The organism is Ensifer canadensis, assembly GCF_017488845.2.
GTDB classification, from domain to species: domain Bacteria; phylum Pseudomonadota; class Alphaproteobacteria; order Rhizobiales; family Rhizobiaceae; genus Ensifer; species Ensifer canadensis.
On record NZ_CP083371.1, the window covers coordinates 199,979 to 215,895 of the forward strand.

Consider the following 15,917-nt stretch of genomic DNA (forward strand, 5'->3'; position numbering starts at 1 on the left):
TCGGCCCTGCCACCATTTTCTGCGCCAACCGGGAACCACCGATGACCTACTCTCAGCCCCGGACAGATACCGCCCAAGGGCGGCTCGAGTTCCGATCCGTCACAAAGCGTTACGGCCCGACGGTTGCCCTGTCGGAGTTTACCCATGATTTTACCCCAGGGCGGGTTCATGCCCTGATGGGGAAGAATGGCTCGGGTAAATCGACGCTGATCAAGCTTCTTGCCGGCGTGACCGAACCCACGTCGGGCACGATCAGCGTCAACGGAAGAGACCAGAGCTTTACTTCGCCGCACGACGCGTTTGATGCCGGCATCGTCACGGTGCATCAGGAACTGTCGCTCGTTCCCGAACTGTCCGTCGGCGAGAATATCTTTCTTGGTCGCCTGCCACACACCAGGCGCGCCGGCTTGCGTGTCGTCGATTGGAAGGGTTTGCACAAGCGCGCGACCGAGCTCCTGTCCGACATGGGGCTATCGATCGATTCCCGCCAGCCGGTCTCAGCCCTCAGCGTCGGACAACAGCAGGTCGTCGAGATCGTCAAAGCGATGTCTTTCAACCCATCGATCCTGCTGCTTGACGAACCGACATCGGCGCTCGCCTCGAAAGAGGTCAAGCAGCTTTTCGCGCTGATCGAGCGATTGCGGGCACGCGGCGTGACGATGATCTACATCACCCACCGTATGAGCGAGCTTTTCGAGATCGCCGACACCTGCACCGTCATTCGCGACGGCCACTATATCGGCGCGGTCGAGATGCGCGCGACCTCGCCCGCCGAGATCGTCGGCATGATGTTTGGCGACGCCGCCCGCACGAAACGGCCGCCGCGCCAGGTGATCGACAGGCTCAAGCCGCTGCTCGAAGTGCGCGGCCTGACCCGTGCAGGACACTTCAATGACGTCTCCTTCGACCTTTATCGCGGCGAGATTCTCGGGATCGCTGGCCTGCTAGGCTCGGGCAGGACCGAGTTGATGCGCGCGATCTTCGGCGCCGACCGGACAGACGCCGGCACGGTGCACCTTGCCGGGCAATCGATGACGGGCGCCACGCCGCGCCAGATGCGCGCCGCCGGTCTTGGCTATACGCCGGAGAACCGCAAGGAGGTCGGTCTCGTGCAATCGCTGCCGACGGCCGACAATCTCTGCATGGCAAGTCTCGGCCCCATTGCGCGAAACGGACTGATCTCCCGTCGCCGCGAACAGCCACATGTCGATCGGCAGATCGCCGATTTGCATATCAAGTGCGGCGATCCGGAATTGCCGGTGTCTTCCCTGTCGGGCGGCAACCAGCAGAAGGTGGTGATCGGCAAGTGGCTGAACAGGGCTCCCTCGGTGATGTTCTTCGATGAGCCGAGCCGCGGCGTCGACGTCCAGGCCAAGCGACAGATCTTCGACATCATCTGGCAAAAAGCCTCGGACGGCCTGGCAAGCATCTTCGTTTCGACCGAACTCGAGGAGGTCCTCGAAGTGGCAGACCGCATTCTCGTGATGCACCACGGTAATGTGGTGGCGGAGGTGGATCCCACTAGGACCGATCTTACCCAACTCTACGGCCTATGCATGGAAGGGGCCTCCCAATGACACTTGTCAGCCAACAAACAGCTGAAGGCGGCGGACAGAACGTCTCGCTGCGTCTCCTCAAGACCTATCCGATGGAGATCATCCTGGCGGGTCTGGTCCTGTTCCTCATCCTGATGGCGCCGGGCTTTGCCTCGACCGCCAATATCCTCAACGTGCTGCGAACCGTGGCGATGCTGGGGATCATCGCCTTCGGCATGACGGCCGTGATCATTTCGGGCGAGATCGATCTTTCTGTTGGCGCCGGGGTCGCACTGGCGGGATGCATCGTTGCCTGGTTCGCCGACGCCTACACGGACGCAATCGGCGGCTGGAACGCCGTTATCCTCGGCTTTGCCGTAGCGCTTACCGTCGGCTTTTCGCTTGGTTACCTCACCGGCCGCTTCCGGCAGTGGTTCAACGTCCCGACTTTCATTACCACGCTCGCTTTGTTTGCCGCCCTTCGCGGTGTTGCGAACCTCATCACCGGTGGATTTCCGCTGTCGACGTTTCCGACCGGCTTCGATTTCCTCGGTGGCGGCTACCTCTTCGGCATTCCCTTCCCGGTCTATATTTTCGTGCTCACCTTCGCGGCCATGCACTTCCTGATGAAATACACCAGCTTCGGCCGCGAGGTTTATGCCGTCGGTGGCAACATGGAGGCGGCCCGGCTCTCGGGTATCGACATCTGGAAGGTCAAGGCGCTAACGCTCGGCCTCACCGGCGCACTGACGGCGATTTCGGGCACGCTGATCGCCTCGCAGATCGGAGCCGGTACCGGCACGACCGCCACCGGCATGGAGCTTGACGTAATTGCGGCCGTCATCATCGGCGGCACCTCGCTGTTCGGCGGCAAGGGCCGCATCTGGGGAACGTTGATCGGTGTGTTGTTCCTTGGCTGCATCTCCAACGGCATGACCCTGATGAACGTCAGCGAGTACTGGCAGTACGTCGTGCGTGGCGGGATCATCCTTGGCGCCGTGCTTCTCAATCAAGTCCTGGAACGTGTGCGTTAGGGAATTCGGAGCCGATCATGACTGAATTTGCAGGAAAAGTAGCGCTGGTTACCGGAACCTCCGGTATCGGGCTGGCATCGGCCATAAGGCTTGCCACGGCCGGCGCCAAGGTCTTGGCTTGCGGCAACGATGCCGCGGCCAACCAGACGTTCGACCGGATCGCACAGGAGCGTGGCCTGGCAATGGCCTCACGATTGGTCGATGTGTCGGTCGAGGCAGATGTGGCGGCTGCCGTCGCGGCGGTTGTGTCGCGCCATGGTGGTCTTGATATCGTCGTCAACGCCGCCGCCGTTCATCCCTTCGGCACCGTGCTCGACACCAGCTTCGAGACTTGGAACCGGTGCTTGTCCGTCAATGTCGGTTCGATCTACCTGACGGGGCGCTTCGCCATCCCCGAGATGACCAAGCGCGGCGGTGGGGCGATCGTCAACATTTCCTCGGTCCAGGGCCATAGCTGTCAGCAGAATGTCGCCGCCTATGTCGCCACCAAGGGCGCCATCCATGCGCTGACCCGCGCGATGGCGCTCGATCATGCCGACCTCAAGGTGCGGGTGAATTCAGTCAGCCCCGGTTCCGTCCGCACTCCGCTCCTGTCGCTGGCCGCGCGCACCTATGGCGGCGAGGGCGTCAGCGAGGAGGAAGCCTTCGCCCGCTTCGGCGCCGCTCATCCGATCGGCCGCATCGGCGAGCCAGAGGAAGTCGCGGACCTCGTCGCCTATCTCGCATCCGATCGTGCCGGTTTTATCACCGGATCGGACTTCCGCATCGACGGCGGGCTCACCGCCGGCATCGGCGTGAAATAATCGCACAGGGAAAGAACAAGATGAAAATCGGCCTTGGCCTCTATCGTGAACAGCTCACGCCCGACAACTACCGCTTCGCGCTCCAGTCCGGCGCGACCCACATCGTCGCGCATCTGACCAACTATTTCGCCGGCAAGGATCCGAAGATCGACAGCGGCGACAACGGCGGATGGGGCGATTGCTCCACCGACCGCCTTTGGACCTATGAGGAGCTGTCGGCTCTGGTTCAGGACGTGCGGGCAGGCGGGCTCGAACTTGCCGCCATCGAGAATTTTTCGCCACGCTTCTGGCACGACGTCCTGCTCGACGGACCGGAGCGCGATGCGCAGATCGACGCGCTGAAGCAACTGATCCGCGATGCCGGGCGCGCGGGCGTTCCCTGCATCGGCTACAATTTCTCGCTCGCCGGCGTTTACGGCTGGACCCGTGGCCCCTATGCCCGCGGCGGTGCTGAATCCGTCGGCTTCGGCGTTGAAGATCTGCCGGGCGCCGTGCCCGACCCGGACGCGCCCATCCCCGACGGCATGGTCTGGAACATGCGGTATCGCCGCGGTGTGCCTGGCGCCAAACCGGTATCGGTCAGCAACGCCGAGATCTGGGATCGCCTCTCGCGTTTTCTGAAGGATGTGGTTCCGGTCGCCGAGGAAGCCGGTGTCATGCTCGGTGCTCATCCCGACGATCCGCCGGCCGAGGCGCTGCGTGGCACGGCGCGCCTCGTCAACCGGCCGGAAAAGTACGATCGGTTGATGTCGATCGTCGATTCCCCGTCGAACGGGCTGGAGTTGTGCCTGGGCTCGCTTCAGGAAATGCCCGGCGGCGATATCTACGAACATGTCCGCCGGTTCGCGCGCTCGGGCCGCATCGGCTACATCCACTTCCGCAATGTGAAGGGCAAGATGCCGCGCTACGTCGAAACCTTCGTCGACGAAGGCGATATCGACATGGCCGAAATCGTGCGCATCCTGCGCGATGAAAACTATCAGGGCGTGATGATCCCCGACCATACGCCGGCAATGACCTGTGCTGCCTCTTGGCATGCAGGCAAGGCCTTTGCGCTTGGGTACATGCGCGCGTTGGTGCAGAATGCCCATGCCCTCGGACCTTCGCGGTCGCTTGTCCACGATCTCGCGGCTGAATAGGAGGCGCGGATGGTGAGGTCGGTTACCTGTGTTGCCCCGGTCGGCGACAAATGCGGCGAGGGCGCCGTCTGGTCGGCATCCGAGCAGGCGCTCTACTGGAGCGACGTCAATCGATTTCTCGTCCATCGGTATGATGAGGCGAGCGGTTCGGTCCGCTTTTGGATATTCGACGAGCCGGTGGTGGCGGTCTCCCTCACCGACGAGCCAGGGCGGTTGCTTCTGGCGCTAGCCTCAAAACTCGTCTGGTGGTGGCCGGAAACCGACCGGCGCGAGGATCACGGCTTCCGCTTGCCCGGATATCCGCGCGTGCGCCTGAACGACGGTCGTCCCGACCCGGCGGGAAACTTCTGGGTCGGGTCGATGAAGAACAATGTTCTGCCCGACGGCGAGCTTGGCGAGACGGCAGAAGGCGAGGGCATCCTCTACCGCATCGCGCCTGATGGAACGGTGAGCGAGTGGCGGCATGGGCTCGGCATCTCCAACACGCTTTGCTGGAGTCCCGATGGCAGCACCTTCTATTTCGGTGATACGCTCGCCAACGAGATCTACGCCTTCGATTACGCAATAGCGGACTGTTCGATCTCGAACGAACGGACATTCCTTGCTGACTTCTCCCGCGGTTCACCTGACGGCTCGGCGATCGATAGCGATGGCTATCTCTGGAACTGCCGTTTCGGCGGCGGCTGCATCGCGCGCATATCGCCTGAGGGTTCCGTGGCGGAGATCATCGAAATGCCGGTCACCAATATCACGACCTGCACCTTCGGCGGTGCCGACCTGAAGACGCTCTATGTCACGACGGCCAGTATCCTCTCAAAGCCCGGGGAACGGCTCGCCGGCAGCCTTTATGCCCTGACGGTCGACACCCCCGGACTGGCGGAGAACCGTTTTGGCGGGGCGGCATCGAGATGACTGAGACGACAAGGCGCGGCCTGGCCTGGGCGCATGGATGCCTGGCGGTGCAATCCCTGGGCGGCATGCTGGGGCCGGTCACTTTCCTTTTGCCTGATGGACGACAGGTAAGCCCGCTGCATGTCGCACCCTGGGGTTCGGATCCCGACAGAACGACGCTGCCGCCGATCCTGCAGGAATTGCGCGGCGAATGGCCCTGCGTGCCCTTCGGCAGCGACGGCTCGCGCCCGCTGCCGAAAGGCTGGTCGGACGCTGGCGAGACCTTCGCTGGAGCGGATGTGCCGCACGGCCACGGCTCGAACGCACATTGGAGTTGGGGCGACTGCGACGAGCGGCAGATCGTCCTGACGTGCAGCTATCCGGACGGCCATCCCGTGCGCCAATTGCGCCGGCGCATCGTGCCGGACCCGCGGGCCGCCGCCGTCGACATCACGCTCGAGATCGAGGTGCGGCGACCCTGCAGGCTGCCGATCGGCCTGCACCCCACCTTCCGCCTGTCACCCCGGCCCGGATCGGTCTGGCTCGAGCCCGGAGCCTATGGCGAGGTTCGCAGTTTTCCCGGCGACGTGGAGCCGGTGGCGACGCTGTTTGCGCCGGGCGGACGATGGTCGAAGCTTGAGAGCGTCGACGCCCGCGATGGCGCCACCATCGATGCGGCGTCCGTTCCGCTTGACCAGAATGCCGAGGAACTGCTGCAGCTGGTCGGCATCGATGGCGCGATCGCCTTGCACTACCGTGACGAGGGGTTTCGTGCCCGCCTTGAATGGCAGAAAGAGCATTTCCCAAGCCTGTTGCTCTGGTACAGCAATCGCGGCCGCAAGGCCTATCCATGGGATGGGAAACATCTCGCCCTTGGCGTTGAGCCGGTTTGCTCGGCCTTCGATTTCGGCCCGGCGGTCTCGTCAGCCGACAACCCCTTGGCATCGCCAGCCGCGCCCACTTCACTACCCTTCTATCCCGATCAGCCGTTCGTCACGCGCTACCGGATCTCGGTCGAGGCCGCACCCATGGGGTGAAGCCATCATAGGGTGAAGCCATATCTCGCGGGCGATCTGGTGTATCGGGCTGAACCGCTCCGGCCGCGCGCGGCTCATTTCTTCCGACAGGTGCAAGGGTCGTAGCCCCTGGCAAACAACCGGCCGGCCCGCATGCCGATCATGGTCGGAATGTCGCGGACCTGCGAAACGCCCAGAGACCCGGCAATCGCAATCGCTGCCTCGGCACAGATCGCCGCGTCCTCGGCAGCGTTGTGATGTGCGAAGGTCAAGCCGAGATGACCGGCCAGGATGTTTAACTTGTGCGATCCGAGATGCGGCCAGACCTTTTTCGCCATCTTCACCGAGCAGAGATAGGACAGTTCCGGATAATCCTGCCGGTAGAGATCGAGACAGGAGCGCCAGACGCTGAAGTCGAAGGCCGCGTTGTGGGCGATCATGGTGGCGCCGCGAAAGTCGTCGGCGAATTCGTCCATGACTTCGGGAAACTCGCCTGCGTCCTCCACATGCTCCGGGCGGATGCCGTGGATTGCGATGTTGAAGGAGGAGAAGCGCATGGTCTTCGGACGGATGAGCCGTTCCTCGATCCGCACGACCCGGCCATCCTCGATCCAGGCCAGACCGACCGAACAGGCACTGCCGCGCTGCTCGTTGGCGGTTTCGAAATCAATGGCGATGGTCTTCAACGTGGTGTCCCGACTGGTCTTGCGCGGCAAGGTTAAAGCCCTACAGCATCCTTCGCGCGCCCTTTGCACGCAGGAAGAATGCTGTAGCGGTGTGCGGGCGATTCGGCAAAGAGTGCAAAGGGTTCCGGCCAGTCGATCTGGCGCTCGCGACAGCTGTGATCCTGCGCGAATACCACTTGCGTTTCCCGTCAGCGTAGGAGAATCTCCGGATCAGGACAAAACAGGCTTAGGTCGCTGCCGGATACCCCAGGCTGCAACGGCAGCCCCCCAAGTGGAGAAAACCATGCCCACCAGATTTCTTACGGCAATTGCAGTGACGGCGCTTCTGGCGATCTCAGGATGCGCGACAAGTGGCTCCGGCAACACGACCTACGCGCAATCACAAGGGGTCGACCCCGATATCGATCCTACCGGCACCGGCGATGAAACCATGGACGCCGACTAGCCGGCTACTACCGCATGTTTCGTTAGATCGTATTCGCTTTAAGGATAAAAACAGTCAGCAATTCAAAGCGCTACAGCGACCTTTGCGCGTCTAACAAGACGCGCGGCGCTGCAGAATGTCTCCAGTTTAGACTGAGTGGCAGAAACGCTCTACCTCCTTGTTCTTAGACGTTCCTGTCTAAGAACCGCTTCGCACTTTTTCCTGGAAGTGCTGTAACACCCTACCTTGTCCGCTTCCCTTCGCCCGTTTCTCGTGGAGGGGGCGGGCGAGTATCGATGCCGCAATGCTTGTCCAGGCCTGAAGAGAGCGCTCCGCTGCAGGGCATGCCGTTGGGGCCGGCCGTTCCGCGCCGGGAAATAGCAAATTCTAAACATCCCCGAACAGGTGCAGAACGGCTCGGGTGAGGAGCATGTCCGACGGTCGCTGCCTAAGCCAATTGGGAGAGGAACATTTTGCTCGTCTCGATTTCCCCACATTGAAGGCTTGATGTAAGGCGATGGACAAAACCGGTATCGCCTTCCTCATCCTTATCTGCGTGCTCGTCGCAATCGCGCTGAGCATTCTCGCCATCAGGCCGGACGCCGACGTCGCTCCGCCCCCGAGCCCGACAATCGTTCCCAGCAATTAGCGAAACGAAGGCGACGCCCCTTGCCGCCAGTTTCGCCTTGTTTACAATGCTAAAGCTCAAGGCTAGTTGCCCGCTTGCCGGTCGCGGAATGCCGCTTCGCCCGCCTCCGACACTTCGACCCATTTCTTGTCGGGCGCGGCATCTGCGACGTAACTGTCGTTCCAGTTCCACCACTTGTAGGTTGGCGTCTGCGGGTAGCCTGGAGGTGAATCCTCCCAGACCTCCTGCCGGCCCAACGGTGTGATGTCGAGGTAGTTCCAGGTGCTTCCCATCTGTTCGTCACCGCGATTGTTGATGAAGTAGGTGCGGAAGACACGCTCGCCGTCGCGGTAGAACACGTTCGTACCGTGCCATTCGGCCACGCCGAAGTCGGCATCAAAATCGTCGGTGATGGTGAACCACGGTATGTCCCAGCCCATGCGGGCCTTGAGCCGCGCTATGTCAGCCTGCGGCGCGCGCGAAACGAAGACGAGCGTGGTGTCGCGGGCGTTGAGGTGGGCGACGTGGGCCACCTGGTCGGCGACCATGGAGCAGCCTCTGCAGCCATGATCGGGCCAGCCGAACACACCTGGTTCGAAGAAGGCGCGGTAGACGATTAACTGGCGCCGACCGGCAAACAGGTCGGTCAGGCTGGCTCTGCCCTCAGGACCGTCGAAGGTATAAGCCTTTTCAACGGCCATCCATGGCATTCGCCGACGCTCGGCGGCCAGTGCGTCGCGAGCGCGGGTCTGGGCTTTCTCCTTCACCAGCAGTTGCTGGCGCGCTTCTTCCCAGGCTTGCGGAGATACGACCGGTGGTGTCTGCATGGCCGGGTGTCCGCCTTTTTCTGCTGATGTCGTCATGGCGTTTGTAACCTCCTCGTTGGCACGGGCGACTTCGCCCGAGATTGCTCTGAAGATAGTTTCGCACCGGAGTGAAAATAACGGGAGTAACAAGTGTGGCGGCATTCTGGACCTTGCCCGGCGCCAAGCACGCTCCTACTCGTCGGCAAACGCAGCAACCGTGCGCGTTGCAGGCGCGAGGACGCAAACGAGACGACCCTATCGCGAGGCGTAGAACGCCAGACCAATGGCGACGGCGAAGGTGAGGACCGCAAACAGCATGTTCAACGTGGATTGGTACTTGCTGAAACTGTGGGCGGCGCGGCAGCCCGTAAGCGCGCCGAGGGCTCCGCCGCCGATGAAGGAGAGAGCCAGTGGCCAGTCGACCAGACCGGAGAAGGTGTAGCTTGCCCCGGTTGTAAGGCCGAAAGCGGTAATGGCAACCAGCGACGTGGCGATTGCGTTGATCGTCGGCATGCCGGTTGAAACCATCAGGCCCGGAACGATCAGGAACCCGCCGCCGATCCCGAAGAAGCCTGAGATGATGCCGGTTCCGGCGCCAAAGGAGAGCACCTTCGGTGCGTTTCTTGGTGTGCAGCTCGACGCCGGATCGCCAACCATGTGGCGCCGCCGCAACATGGTCACGCTGACGACGGCCATCAGTGCAGCGAACAACAGCAAGAGCCGTCGGCCATCCAGCGCCTTGCCGAGTGCTGCGCCGATCCAGGCGCCGACGATGCCGGTGACGCAGTACATTGCCGCGCAGCGCCATTTCACCGTCCCGTGCCGCGCATGCATCGCCAGTCCCGAAAGCGCATTGGCTGCGACGGCGACGGCGCTCGTCCCGATCGCCACATGCACGTTGCTCACCCCGACGACTTGGACGAGCAGGGGCACGGCGAGAATGGAGCCGCCGCCGCCGAACAGTCCGAGGCTGAAGCCGACGAGACCGCCACTCAAGGCTGCCAGAATGTATTGGACGAGGTCCAGTGTCATCATTCGGCGCCGGGCTGCGGGGCGAACCGCGTCGCCCGAGATGCACCGAAACCGGAAGATGGCCGGGACACGGAACGTGCCCGCGAACGGAGCGGCATCAGGACCATGCGGCACCTTGCAGGGCGTCGATGGGGAATCTCAAATAGCGCCGGCCATTTTCCTCCGGGTCGGGAAGCCGGCCGCCGTTGATGTTGACCTGTAGGGCATGGAGGATGAGCTTGGGCATCGGCAGCGTTCGGTCCCGTCCCTCGCGGAACGCGACGAACTCGGTTTCGCAGGCATAGCGTGTCAGATGGATGTTGTCCGCCTTCTGCAGTGCAACAGTGCTTTCCCAGCGCGGTTCGCGTCCACCAGGCTGATAGTCATGGCCGACGAAGATACGGGTATCGTCCGGCAGGGCCATGATGTCGCGGATGCTCGCCCACAGCGCGTTGGCGCTGCCGCCGGGGAAATCGGTGCGCGCGGTTCCGCTGTCCGGCATGAACACCGTGTCGTGCACGAAGGCAGCGTCCCCGATGAGGTAAGTGATCGATGCCAGCGTGTGTCCCGGCGAAAACATCACCCCGGCCTCGAGACTGCCGATCCGAAACGTATCGCCACGATCAAACAGCCGGTCCCATTGCGATCCGTCCGTTTTCAGGCCTGGCCAATTGTAGATGTCGGCCCACAATTTCTGGACCTTGACGATGTGCGTACCGATGGCCGTGGGCGCGCCGGTTTTTGCCTTCAGATAGGCGGCGGCGGAAAAATGGTCGGCATGCGGATGGGTATCGAGGATCCACTGGAGGTCCAGGTCCTGGGCTCGCACGAAGTCGAGCAGCCGGTCGGCATTGCCTGTCGCTATCGCGCCCGATTTCTCGTCGAAGTCGAGCACCGGATCGATGATCGCACAGGCCCGCGTTTTCGGGTCGCTGACCACATACTGCACGGACCAGGTTCGCGGGTCGAAGAAAGCCGCAATGTCAGGCCTCGCCATGCCTCAGGCCTCCGCTGCAAGCGCTGCACGCGGGAAGAAGATGGCGCGCGCCGGGTCGAAATCGTAGTGTTGCTCGTAGCTGGCTGCGTCGGCGGCAAGCTTGGCGACGGCGTCGAGGATGAACGCCACCTCTTCGTCGGCGAGCAGGACGCTGAAGTTCAACCGGACAAAACCCGGCTTCAGCATTTCCTGTCCGGCAAGGATGGCGTCGCGCAGGCGTTGCGATTCCTCGTCATCGATGCCGAGCAGCCGGTGCACATAGGGACCGGCACATGCGCAGCCACCGCGCGCCTGAATGCCGAAGCGATCGCTGAGCATGCGGGTGACGAGCTGCTGGTGGACATGGCCGCCCTTGCCGTCCTTGACGCGGAAGGAAAAGATCGGCAGCCGCTGTGGCCCGAGAGGACCGAGCAATTCCAGCCGCTCGATGCCTTGCCATGCGGCGATAGCGCGACGGGTCAGCTCGGCGTTTCTGGTCTGCATTGCCTCGGCACCGATCGCTTCCTTGACGAGGAAAGCGAGCGCGGCGCGGATATCGCCGACGACGTTCGGCGTGCCGGCCTCCTCGCGCGCCTCGAGGCTATTGCTGTAGTCGTGACCGGTGGGCGAAACGAATTTGACGGTGCCGCCGCCGGGCCAGGATGGCTTGGCGGTGACAGCCGCGTCACGCCGCAGGACCAGAATGCCTGACGTACCGGGGCCACCGATGAACTTGTGCGGCGAGATGACCACCGCGTCAATCGCAGCAGCGCCCTCGGGCGACATGTCGATCGGCAGGTAGGGTCCAGCACCGGCATAGTCCCACACCATCTTTGCGCCTGCCGCCTTCGCGATCCGGGTGACGGCCGCAACATCGGTGACGATGCCCGTGACATTGGAAGCGGCGGAAAAGGCGCAAACGACGAGATCGGCCGGTTGCTTCAGCGCTTCGTCGAGTGCAGCGAGATCCGGCCCACCAGCCGGACACTCGGCGATCTCGACCACCTCGGCACCGCTTTCGCGCCAGGGCAGGATATTGGAGTGGTGTTCATAGGGCCCGATTAGGATGCGCACGCGCCGACCGGTGGCGACCGCCTCGGTAACACCCAGCAGGCTCACCAGCCGATTGATGCCGGCGGTGGCGCCGGAGCCGGCGAAAATGACGGCGTGTTCAGGTCCGGCGCCGCAGCAGGCGGCGATCACAGCACGCGCGTCGCGGCGCAACCTGGTCATCGAGCCGCCGCAGTAGGACGCCTCGGTGTGGCTGTTGGCATAATAGGGCAGGACCTGTTCGAGGATGAAATGCTCGATCTGCATCAATGCCCGGCCCGATGCGACATAGTCGGCATAGACGAGGTTCTTGACGCCGAAGGGACCGTCGATCTTTGCAGTCTTGCCGACAAGCCCAGCCCGCAGGTCAGCGATTGCGTTGTCGCCGGCAAGGCTTTCTCGAAATGCTTCGAGCGGGCCGGTAAGATAGGGCTGGCGTGGGCACGGCGTCGTCATCGTTTCCTCCCGGAGTCGGACAGACGATAAGTCTAATCGATCGGTTGCATGCAAACCTCATCATTCTTATGCTTCTGCCAGTCAAAATCGGGTCATGTGATCGCTGAAATGGAAAAGATTGACGAAATTGATATGCGGATCCTGTCCTGCCTCCAAAAGGACGGCACGATTTCGCAGCGTGATCTGGCCGACCGAGTCGGACTGTCGCAGAACGCCTGCTGGCGGCGCCTGCAACGGTTGAACGCCAGCGGGCTTGTGCTTGGTACCCATGCCGCAATCGACGTCGCAGCGCTCGGCTTCGACCTTACCGTGTTCGTGATGATCCGCACCCGCCATCATTCCAAGGAATGGGCCGACAACTTCCGCAAGCATGTCGAGCGTCTGCCGGAGGTGACGGACCTCTACCGGATCGGCGGCGACTGGGACTATCTGATCAAGGTGGTGACGCGTGGCATGGCTGGCTATGACGCCTTCTACCAGAAGCTCATCACCGATTTCGACCTGATGACGGTCACCGGCTTCTTTTCGATGGAAACCATCATCAGCAACCGCATGCCCGACCTGCGCGGCCTGATGCGGTAGCGTGCAGTTGATGTTCCAGGGATGCCGTTGCGCTGCGCGCCCTACCAGCCGACAACGCGCGGTCACCTGTTATCGGCCGGTACCGCCGCGGCAAGGAAGGTGTCGAGTGCCGGATTCTGGTCCGAACTGCGCCACGCAAGGCCGGTTTCCACCTCCGGTACGCTGCCGGCCAGCGGCAGATAGGTTGCCCCGCGCCGCTGAAGATTGGTCATCGATTGCGGCACCAGCGCCACCCCCAGCCCGGATGCGACCAGACCGACGATCGTCTGCATCTGGATGGCTTCCTGATAGGCGGTGAACGCCAGCCCATGTTCGGCGAAATATCCCGAGACGATATCGTGAAAAGCCGGTGCCGCCCGCCGTGGAAAAACGATGAATGGCGCCTTGAAGAAGTCGGCTGGTTCCAGGATTTTTCCAGCAAACCCCTTTCGTCCTTCGTTGATCCAGGCCGTCGGCACCGCGGCAACCAGCGGTTCCCGCAGCAAAGCCTGGTAGGAAAGGGCAGGATGAAGCGACGCTTGGCTGGGGGCAATGATCAGCCCGACATCGATTTCTTCGTCGAGCAACGCCTCGATTTGGATATCGCTGGTGGCTTCGCGCATCGTCAGTTCCACATGCGGATAGGCCGCGCGATAGCGGCTGACCATGTCGGGCAGAACGCTATAGTCGGCTGTGCTGACGAAGGACAAACGCAGGTGGCCGATCTCGCCGCGTGACAGCCTTCTTGCGGTGTCGGCAAGGCCGTTCGCCCCGTCAAGCACCTGGCGGACATGGGCGAGCCATTGCCTGCCGACAGATGTCAGTTCCACGTTCCGCTTGGTGCGCTTGAACAGCTGTACCTTCAGCTCCCCCTCCAGTGCCTGTATCGATTGGCTGAGCGGCGGCTGGGTCATGTTGAGGCGAGCGGCCGCATGGCCGAAATGCAGCTCTTCGGCGACGGCGACGAATTGGCGAAGTTGCCTCAAATCCATGATGCATTCCGATTGATATGTTCAACGACTTATTTGTGCGAAAAAAGTATATTTCACAGGCCTGCTGAACGCCAGTAAACTCGACCTTGAATGAACCGAGGGAGCAAATCATGGCCTGCAACGAGCGCTCGAAACACATAACGCAAGGTGTCGCGCGATCCCCCAACCGGGCGATGTATTATGCGCTCGGCTACGAGAAAGCCGATTTCGACAAACCGATGATCGGTATTGCCAACGGTCATTCGACGATCACGCCCTGCAATGCCGGGCTGCAGCCGTTGGCCGACGCCGCTGTCGCTGCCATCAAGGCTGCCGGTGCAAATCCGCAGATCTTCGGCACGCCGACGATTTCCGACGGCATGTCGATGGGCACCGAAGGCATGAAATATTCGCTTGTGTCCCGCGAGGTCATCGCCGACTGCGTCGAAACCTCGGTACAGGGACAGTGGATGGACGGCGTGCTCGTGCTCGGCGGCTGCGACAAGAACATGCCGGGCGGCATGATCGGTATCCTCCGCGCCAATGTGCCGGCGATCTATGTCTATGGCGGCACGATCAAGCCTGGCCACTGGAAGGGGCAAAGCCTTTCGATCGTCTCCGCCTTCGAAGCCGTCGGCGCCTTCATGGCGGGCAAGATGAGCGAGGAGGATTTCGACGGCATCGAGCGCAATGCCTGCCCGTCGACCGGCTCCTGCGGTGGCATGTACACCGCCAACACCATGAGCTCGTCCTTCGAGGCGCTTGGTATGTCGCTTCTTTACTCGTCCAACATGGCCAATCCAGACCAGGAGAAGATGGAGAGCTCAGCTCAATCCGCCAAGGTCCTGGTCGAGGCGGTCAAGAAGGGCATCAAGCCGCGGGACATCGTCACGCGCAAGTCGATCGAAAATGCCGTGGCCCTGATCATGGCGACGGGCGGATCGACCAATGCGGTGCTGCATTACCTCGCCATCGGGCATGCGGCGGAAGTCGAGTGGACACTGGACGACTTCGAGCGCGTTCGCCGCAAGGTCCCCGTCCTCTGTGACCTCAAGCCGTCGGGCAGATACATGGCCGTCGATCTGCACAAGGCGGGCGGCGTGCCGCAGGTGCTGAAGATCCTTCTGAATGCAGGTCTTCTGCATGGCGACTGTTTGACGATCACAGGCAGGACGATCGGGGAAGAGCTTGCAGCCGTTCCGGACGAGCCGCGGTCGGATCAGGATGTCATCCGGCCCTATGAAAGACCGATCTACCGCGAGGGCCACCTCGCGGTGTTGAAGGGGAATCTGGCCGAAGGCGGTGCCGTCGCCAAGATCAGTGGTTTGAAAAGCCGAGTCATGAGCGGGCCCGCGCGCGTGTTCGAGGACGAACAATCGGCGATGGATGCCATCCTGTCGGACCGGATCAGGCCAGGCGATATCCTCGTTTTACGTTACCTCGGCCCAAAGGGCGGCCCGGGAATGCCCGAGATGCTCGCGCCAACTTCGGCGATCATCGGCAGGGGCCTCGGCGACAGCGTCGGCCTTATCACCGACGGCCGCTTCTCGGGCGGCACCTGGGGCATGGTCGTCGGCCACGTCACGCCGGAAGCTTTTGAAGGCGGCACGATCGCGCTGGTAGAAGAGGGCGACCGCATCGTCATCGACGCCCATCAGCAGCTGCTGCAACTCGAAGTGGATCCGGAAGAGCTGGCAAGAAGGCGCACCCAGTGGCGGCAGCCGGAACCGCGCTACAAACGCGGTGTGCTGGCAAAGTTTGCAGCGCTGGCGCGCCCGGCCAACGAAGGGGCGGTCACCGGCTGAATGTCATCCTGGCTTCGGTCCGTCGCTCAGATGTGCCGGGTCTGCGAAAACGCCATGCTGTTGTTTCCAAAGTCTGAAACGGCGTCGGTCTTTCGGGCCGATGCTCTCATGAAAAGACCCATGCT

General features: G+C 62.4%; 16 protein-coding genes. 10 read left to right on the forward strand and 6 right to left on the reverse strand.

Going from position 1 to position 15,917, the window contains the following annotated elements; translation table 11 throughout:
* The first annotated feature begins 41 nt into the window (after nt 1-41).
* From J3R84_RS20590 to J3R84_RS20615, 6 genes are read left to right on the forward strand one after another with little or no spacing between them, the layout of a single operon-like run.
* Nucleotides 42-1,577, forward strand: coding sequence for a sugar ABC transporter ATP-binding protein (locus J3R84_RS20590; RefSeq protein ID WP_203529886.1), 1,536 nt, complete (start codon nt 42-44; stop codon nt 1,575-1,577).
* Entirely contained in the window at nt 1,574-2,569 is a 996-nt protein-coding gene (locus tag J3R84_RS20595) for an ABC transporter permease (protein ID WP_057213094.1), read from the forward strand. Before J3R84_RS20590 ends, J3R84_RS20595 begins: the two co-directional genes overlap by 4 nt.
* Before the next feature lie 17 nt (nt 2,570-2,586).
* Nucleotides 2,587-3,372 carry an SDR family NAD(P)-dependent oxidoreductase gene (locus J3R84_RS20600; protein WP_025429550.1) on the forward strand — a complete coding sequence of 262 codons (786 nt, stop codon included), beginning with the start codon at nt 2,587-2,589 and terminating at the stop codon, nt 3,370-3,372.
* Nucleotides 3,373-3,392: 20 nt separating this feature from the next.
* Nucleotides 3,393-4,511, forward strand: coding sequence for a mannonate dehydratase (locus tag J3R84_RS20605; protein WP_203529885.1), 1,119 nt, complete (start codon nt 3,393-3,395; stop codon nt 4,509-4,511).
* Between the two features lie 9 nt (nt 4,512-4,520).
* Nucleotides 4,521-5,423 (forward strand): SMP-30/gluconolactonase/LRE family protein, encoded by a 903-nt coding sequence (locus J3R84_RS20610; protein WP_057207643.1) that lies wholly within the window; start codon nt 4,521-4,523, stop codon nt 5,421-5,423.
* Nucleotides 5,420-6,439, forward strand: a complete 1,020-nt coding sequence (locus J3R84_RS20615; protein WP_203529884.1) for a hypothetical protein — start codon at nt 5,420-5,422, stop codon at nt 6,437-6,439. The genes J3R84_RS20610 and J3R84_RS20615 overlap by 4 nt, the downstream gene beginning before the upstream one ends.
* Nucleotides 6,440-6,513: 74 nt before the next feature.
* Here the strand turns inward: J3R84_RS20615 and J3R84_RS20620 are convergent, their stop codons facing one another.
* Nucleotides 6,514-7,104 (reverse strand): 3'-5' exonuclease, encoded by a 591-nt coding sequence (locus J3R84_RS20620; protein WP_203529883.1) that lies wholly within the window; start codon nt 7,102-7,104, stop codon nt 6,514-6,516.
* 283 nt (nt 7,105-7,387) lie between these two features.
* Here J3R84_RS20620 and J3R84_RS20625 point away from each other — a divergent pair, with 283 nt between their 5' ends.
* Nucleotides 7,388-7,549 carry a hypothetical protein gene (locus tag J3R84_RS20625; protein ID WP_164474919.1) on the forward strand — a complete coding sequence of 54 codons (162 nt, stop codon included), beginning with the start codon at nt 7,388-7,390 and terminating at the stop codon, nt 7,547-7,549.
* 496 nt (nt 7,550-8,045) lie between these two features.
* Complete coding sequence (locus J3R84_RS38505; protein ID WP_255569924.1) at nt 8,046-8,177, forward strand: hypothetical protein; 132 nt, start codon at nt 8,046-8,048, stop codon at nt 8,175-8,177.
* A gap of 62 nt (nt 8,178-8,239) precedes the next feature.
* Here the strand turns inward: J3R84_RS38505 and J3R84_RS20630 are convergent, their stop codons facing one another.
* From J3R84_RS20630 to J3R84_RS20645, 4 genes are all read right to left on the reverse strand, one after another.
* Nucleotides 8,240-9,019, reverse strand: a complete 780-nt coding sequence (locus J3R84_RS20630; RefSeq protein ID WP_203529882.1) for a DUF899 domain-containing protein — start codon at nt 9,017-9,019, stop codon at nt 8,240-8,242.
* Nucleotides 9,020-9,217: 198 nt separating this feature from the next.
* The gene (locus J3R84_RS20635) at nt 9,218-9,994 is read right to left on the reverse strand and encodes a sulfite exporter TauE/SafE family protein (RefSeq protein WP_057224437.1); all 777 of its coding nucleotides are present in this window, start codon (nt 9,992-9,994) and stop codon (nt 9,218-9,220) included.
* Nucleotides 9,995-10,091: 97 nt separating this feature from the next.
* Nucleotides 10,092-10,868, reverse strand: coding sequence for an MBL fold metallo-hydrolase (locus tag J3R84_RS20640; protein ID WP_239637588.1), 777 nt, complete (start codon nt 10,866-10,868; stop codon nt 10,092-10,094).
* A 105-nt stretch (nt 10,869-10,973) separates the two neighbouring features.
* Complete coding sequence (locus J3R84_RS20645; RefSeq protein WP_084814975.1) at nt 10,974-12,455, reverse strand: aminotransferase class V-fold PLP-dependent enzyme; 1,482 nt, start codon at nt 12,453-12,455, stop codon at nt 10,974-10,976.
* Between the two features lie 108 nt (nt 12,456-12,563).
* Here J3R84_RS20645 and J3R84_RS20650 point away from each other — a divergent pair, with 108 nt between their 5' ends.
* Nucleotides 12,564-13,037 (forward strand): Lrp/AsnC family transcriptional regulator, encoded by a 474-nt coding sequence (locus J3R84_RS20650; RefSeq protein WP_038577978.1) that lies wholly within the window; start codon nt 12,564-12,566, stop codon nt 13,035-13,037.
* Between the two features lie 62 nt (nt 13,038-13,099).
* Here J3R84_RS20650 and J3R84_RS20655 read toward each other — a convergent pair whose 3' ends face one another.
* The gene (locus tag J3R84_RS20655) at nt 13,100-14,008 is read right to left on the reverse strand and encodes a LysR family transcriptional regulator (protein WP_057224361.1); all 909 of its coding nucleotides are present in this window, start codon (nt 14,006-14,008) and stop codon (nt 13,100-13,102) included.
* Nucleotides 14,009-14,118: 110 nt separating this feature from the next.
* On the opposite strand from J3R84_RS20655, the gene ilvD reads away from it, so the two are divergent.
* A complete protein-coding gene (ilvD, locus tag J3R84_RS20660) occupies nt 14,119-15,792 on the forward strand; it encodes a dihydroxy-acid dehydratase (protein WP_057224363.1) in 1,674 nt (557 codons plus the stop codon).
* The last annotated feature ends 125 nt before the right edge of the window (nt 15,793-15,917 follow it).

Coding starts and splice junctions, on each gene's coding strand:
- J3R84_RS20590 (WP_203529886.1), top strand. CDS start 42: ATGACCTACTCTCAGCCCCGGACAGATACCGCCCAAGGGCGGCTCGAG.
- J3R84_RS20595 (WP_057213094.1), top strand. CDS start 1,574: ATGACACTTGTCAGCCAACAAACAGCTGAAGGCGGCGGACAGAACGTC.
- J3R84_RS20600 (WP_025429550.1), top strand. CDS start 2,587: ATGACTGAATTTGCAGGAAAAGTAGCGCTGGTTACCGGAACCTCCGGT.
- J3R84_RS20605 (WP_203529885.1), top strand. CDS start 3,393: ATGAAAATCGGCCTTGGCCTCTATCGTGAACAGCTCACGCCCGACAAC.
- J3R84_RS20610 (WP_057207643.1), top strand. CDS start 4,521: ATGGTGAGGTCGGTTACCTGTGTTGCCCCGGTCGGCGACAAATGCGGC.
- J3R84_RS20615 (WP_203529884.1), top strand. CDS start 5,420: ATGACTGAGACGACAAGGCGCGGCCTGGCCTGGGCGCATGGATGCCTG.
- J3R84_RS20625 (WP_164474919.1), top strand. CDS start 7,388: ATGCCCACCAGATTTCTTACGGCAATTGCAGTGACGGCGCTTCTGGCG.
- J3R84_RS38505 (WP_255569924.1), top strand. CDS start 8,046: ATGGACAAAACCGGTATCGCCTTCCTCATCCTTATCTGCGTGCTCGTC.
- J3R84_RS20630 (WP_203529882.1), bottom strand. CDS start 9,019: ATGACGACATCAGCAGAAAAAGGCGGACACCCGGCCATGCAGACACCA.
- J3R84_RS20635 (WP_057224437.1), bottom strand. CDS start 9,994: ATGACACTGGACCTCGTCCAATACATTCTGGCAGCCTTGAGTGGCGGT.
- J3R84_RS20645 (WP_084814975.1), bottom strand. CDS start 12,455: ATGACGACGCCGTGCCCACGCCAGCCCTATCTTACCGGCCCGCTCGAA.
- J3R84_RS20650 (WP_038577978.1), top strand. CDS start 12,564: ATGGAAAAGATTGACGAAATTGATATGCGGATCCTGTCCTGCCTCCAA.
- J3R84_RS20655 (WP_057224361.1), bottom strand. CDS start 14,008: ATGGATTTGAGGCAACTTCGCCAATTCGTCGCCGTCGCCGAAGAGCTG.
- ilvD (WP_057224363.1), top strand. CDS start 14,119: ATGGCCTGCAACGAGCGCTCGAAACACATAACGCAAGGTGTCGCGCGA.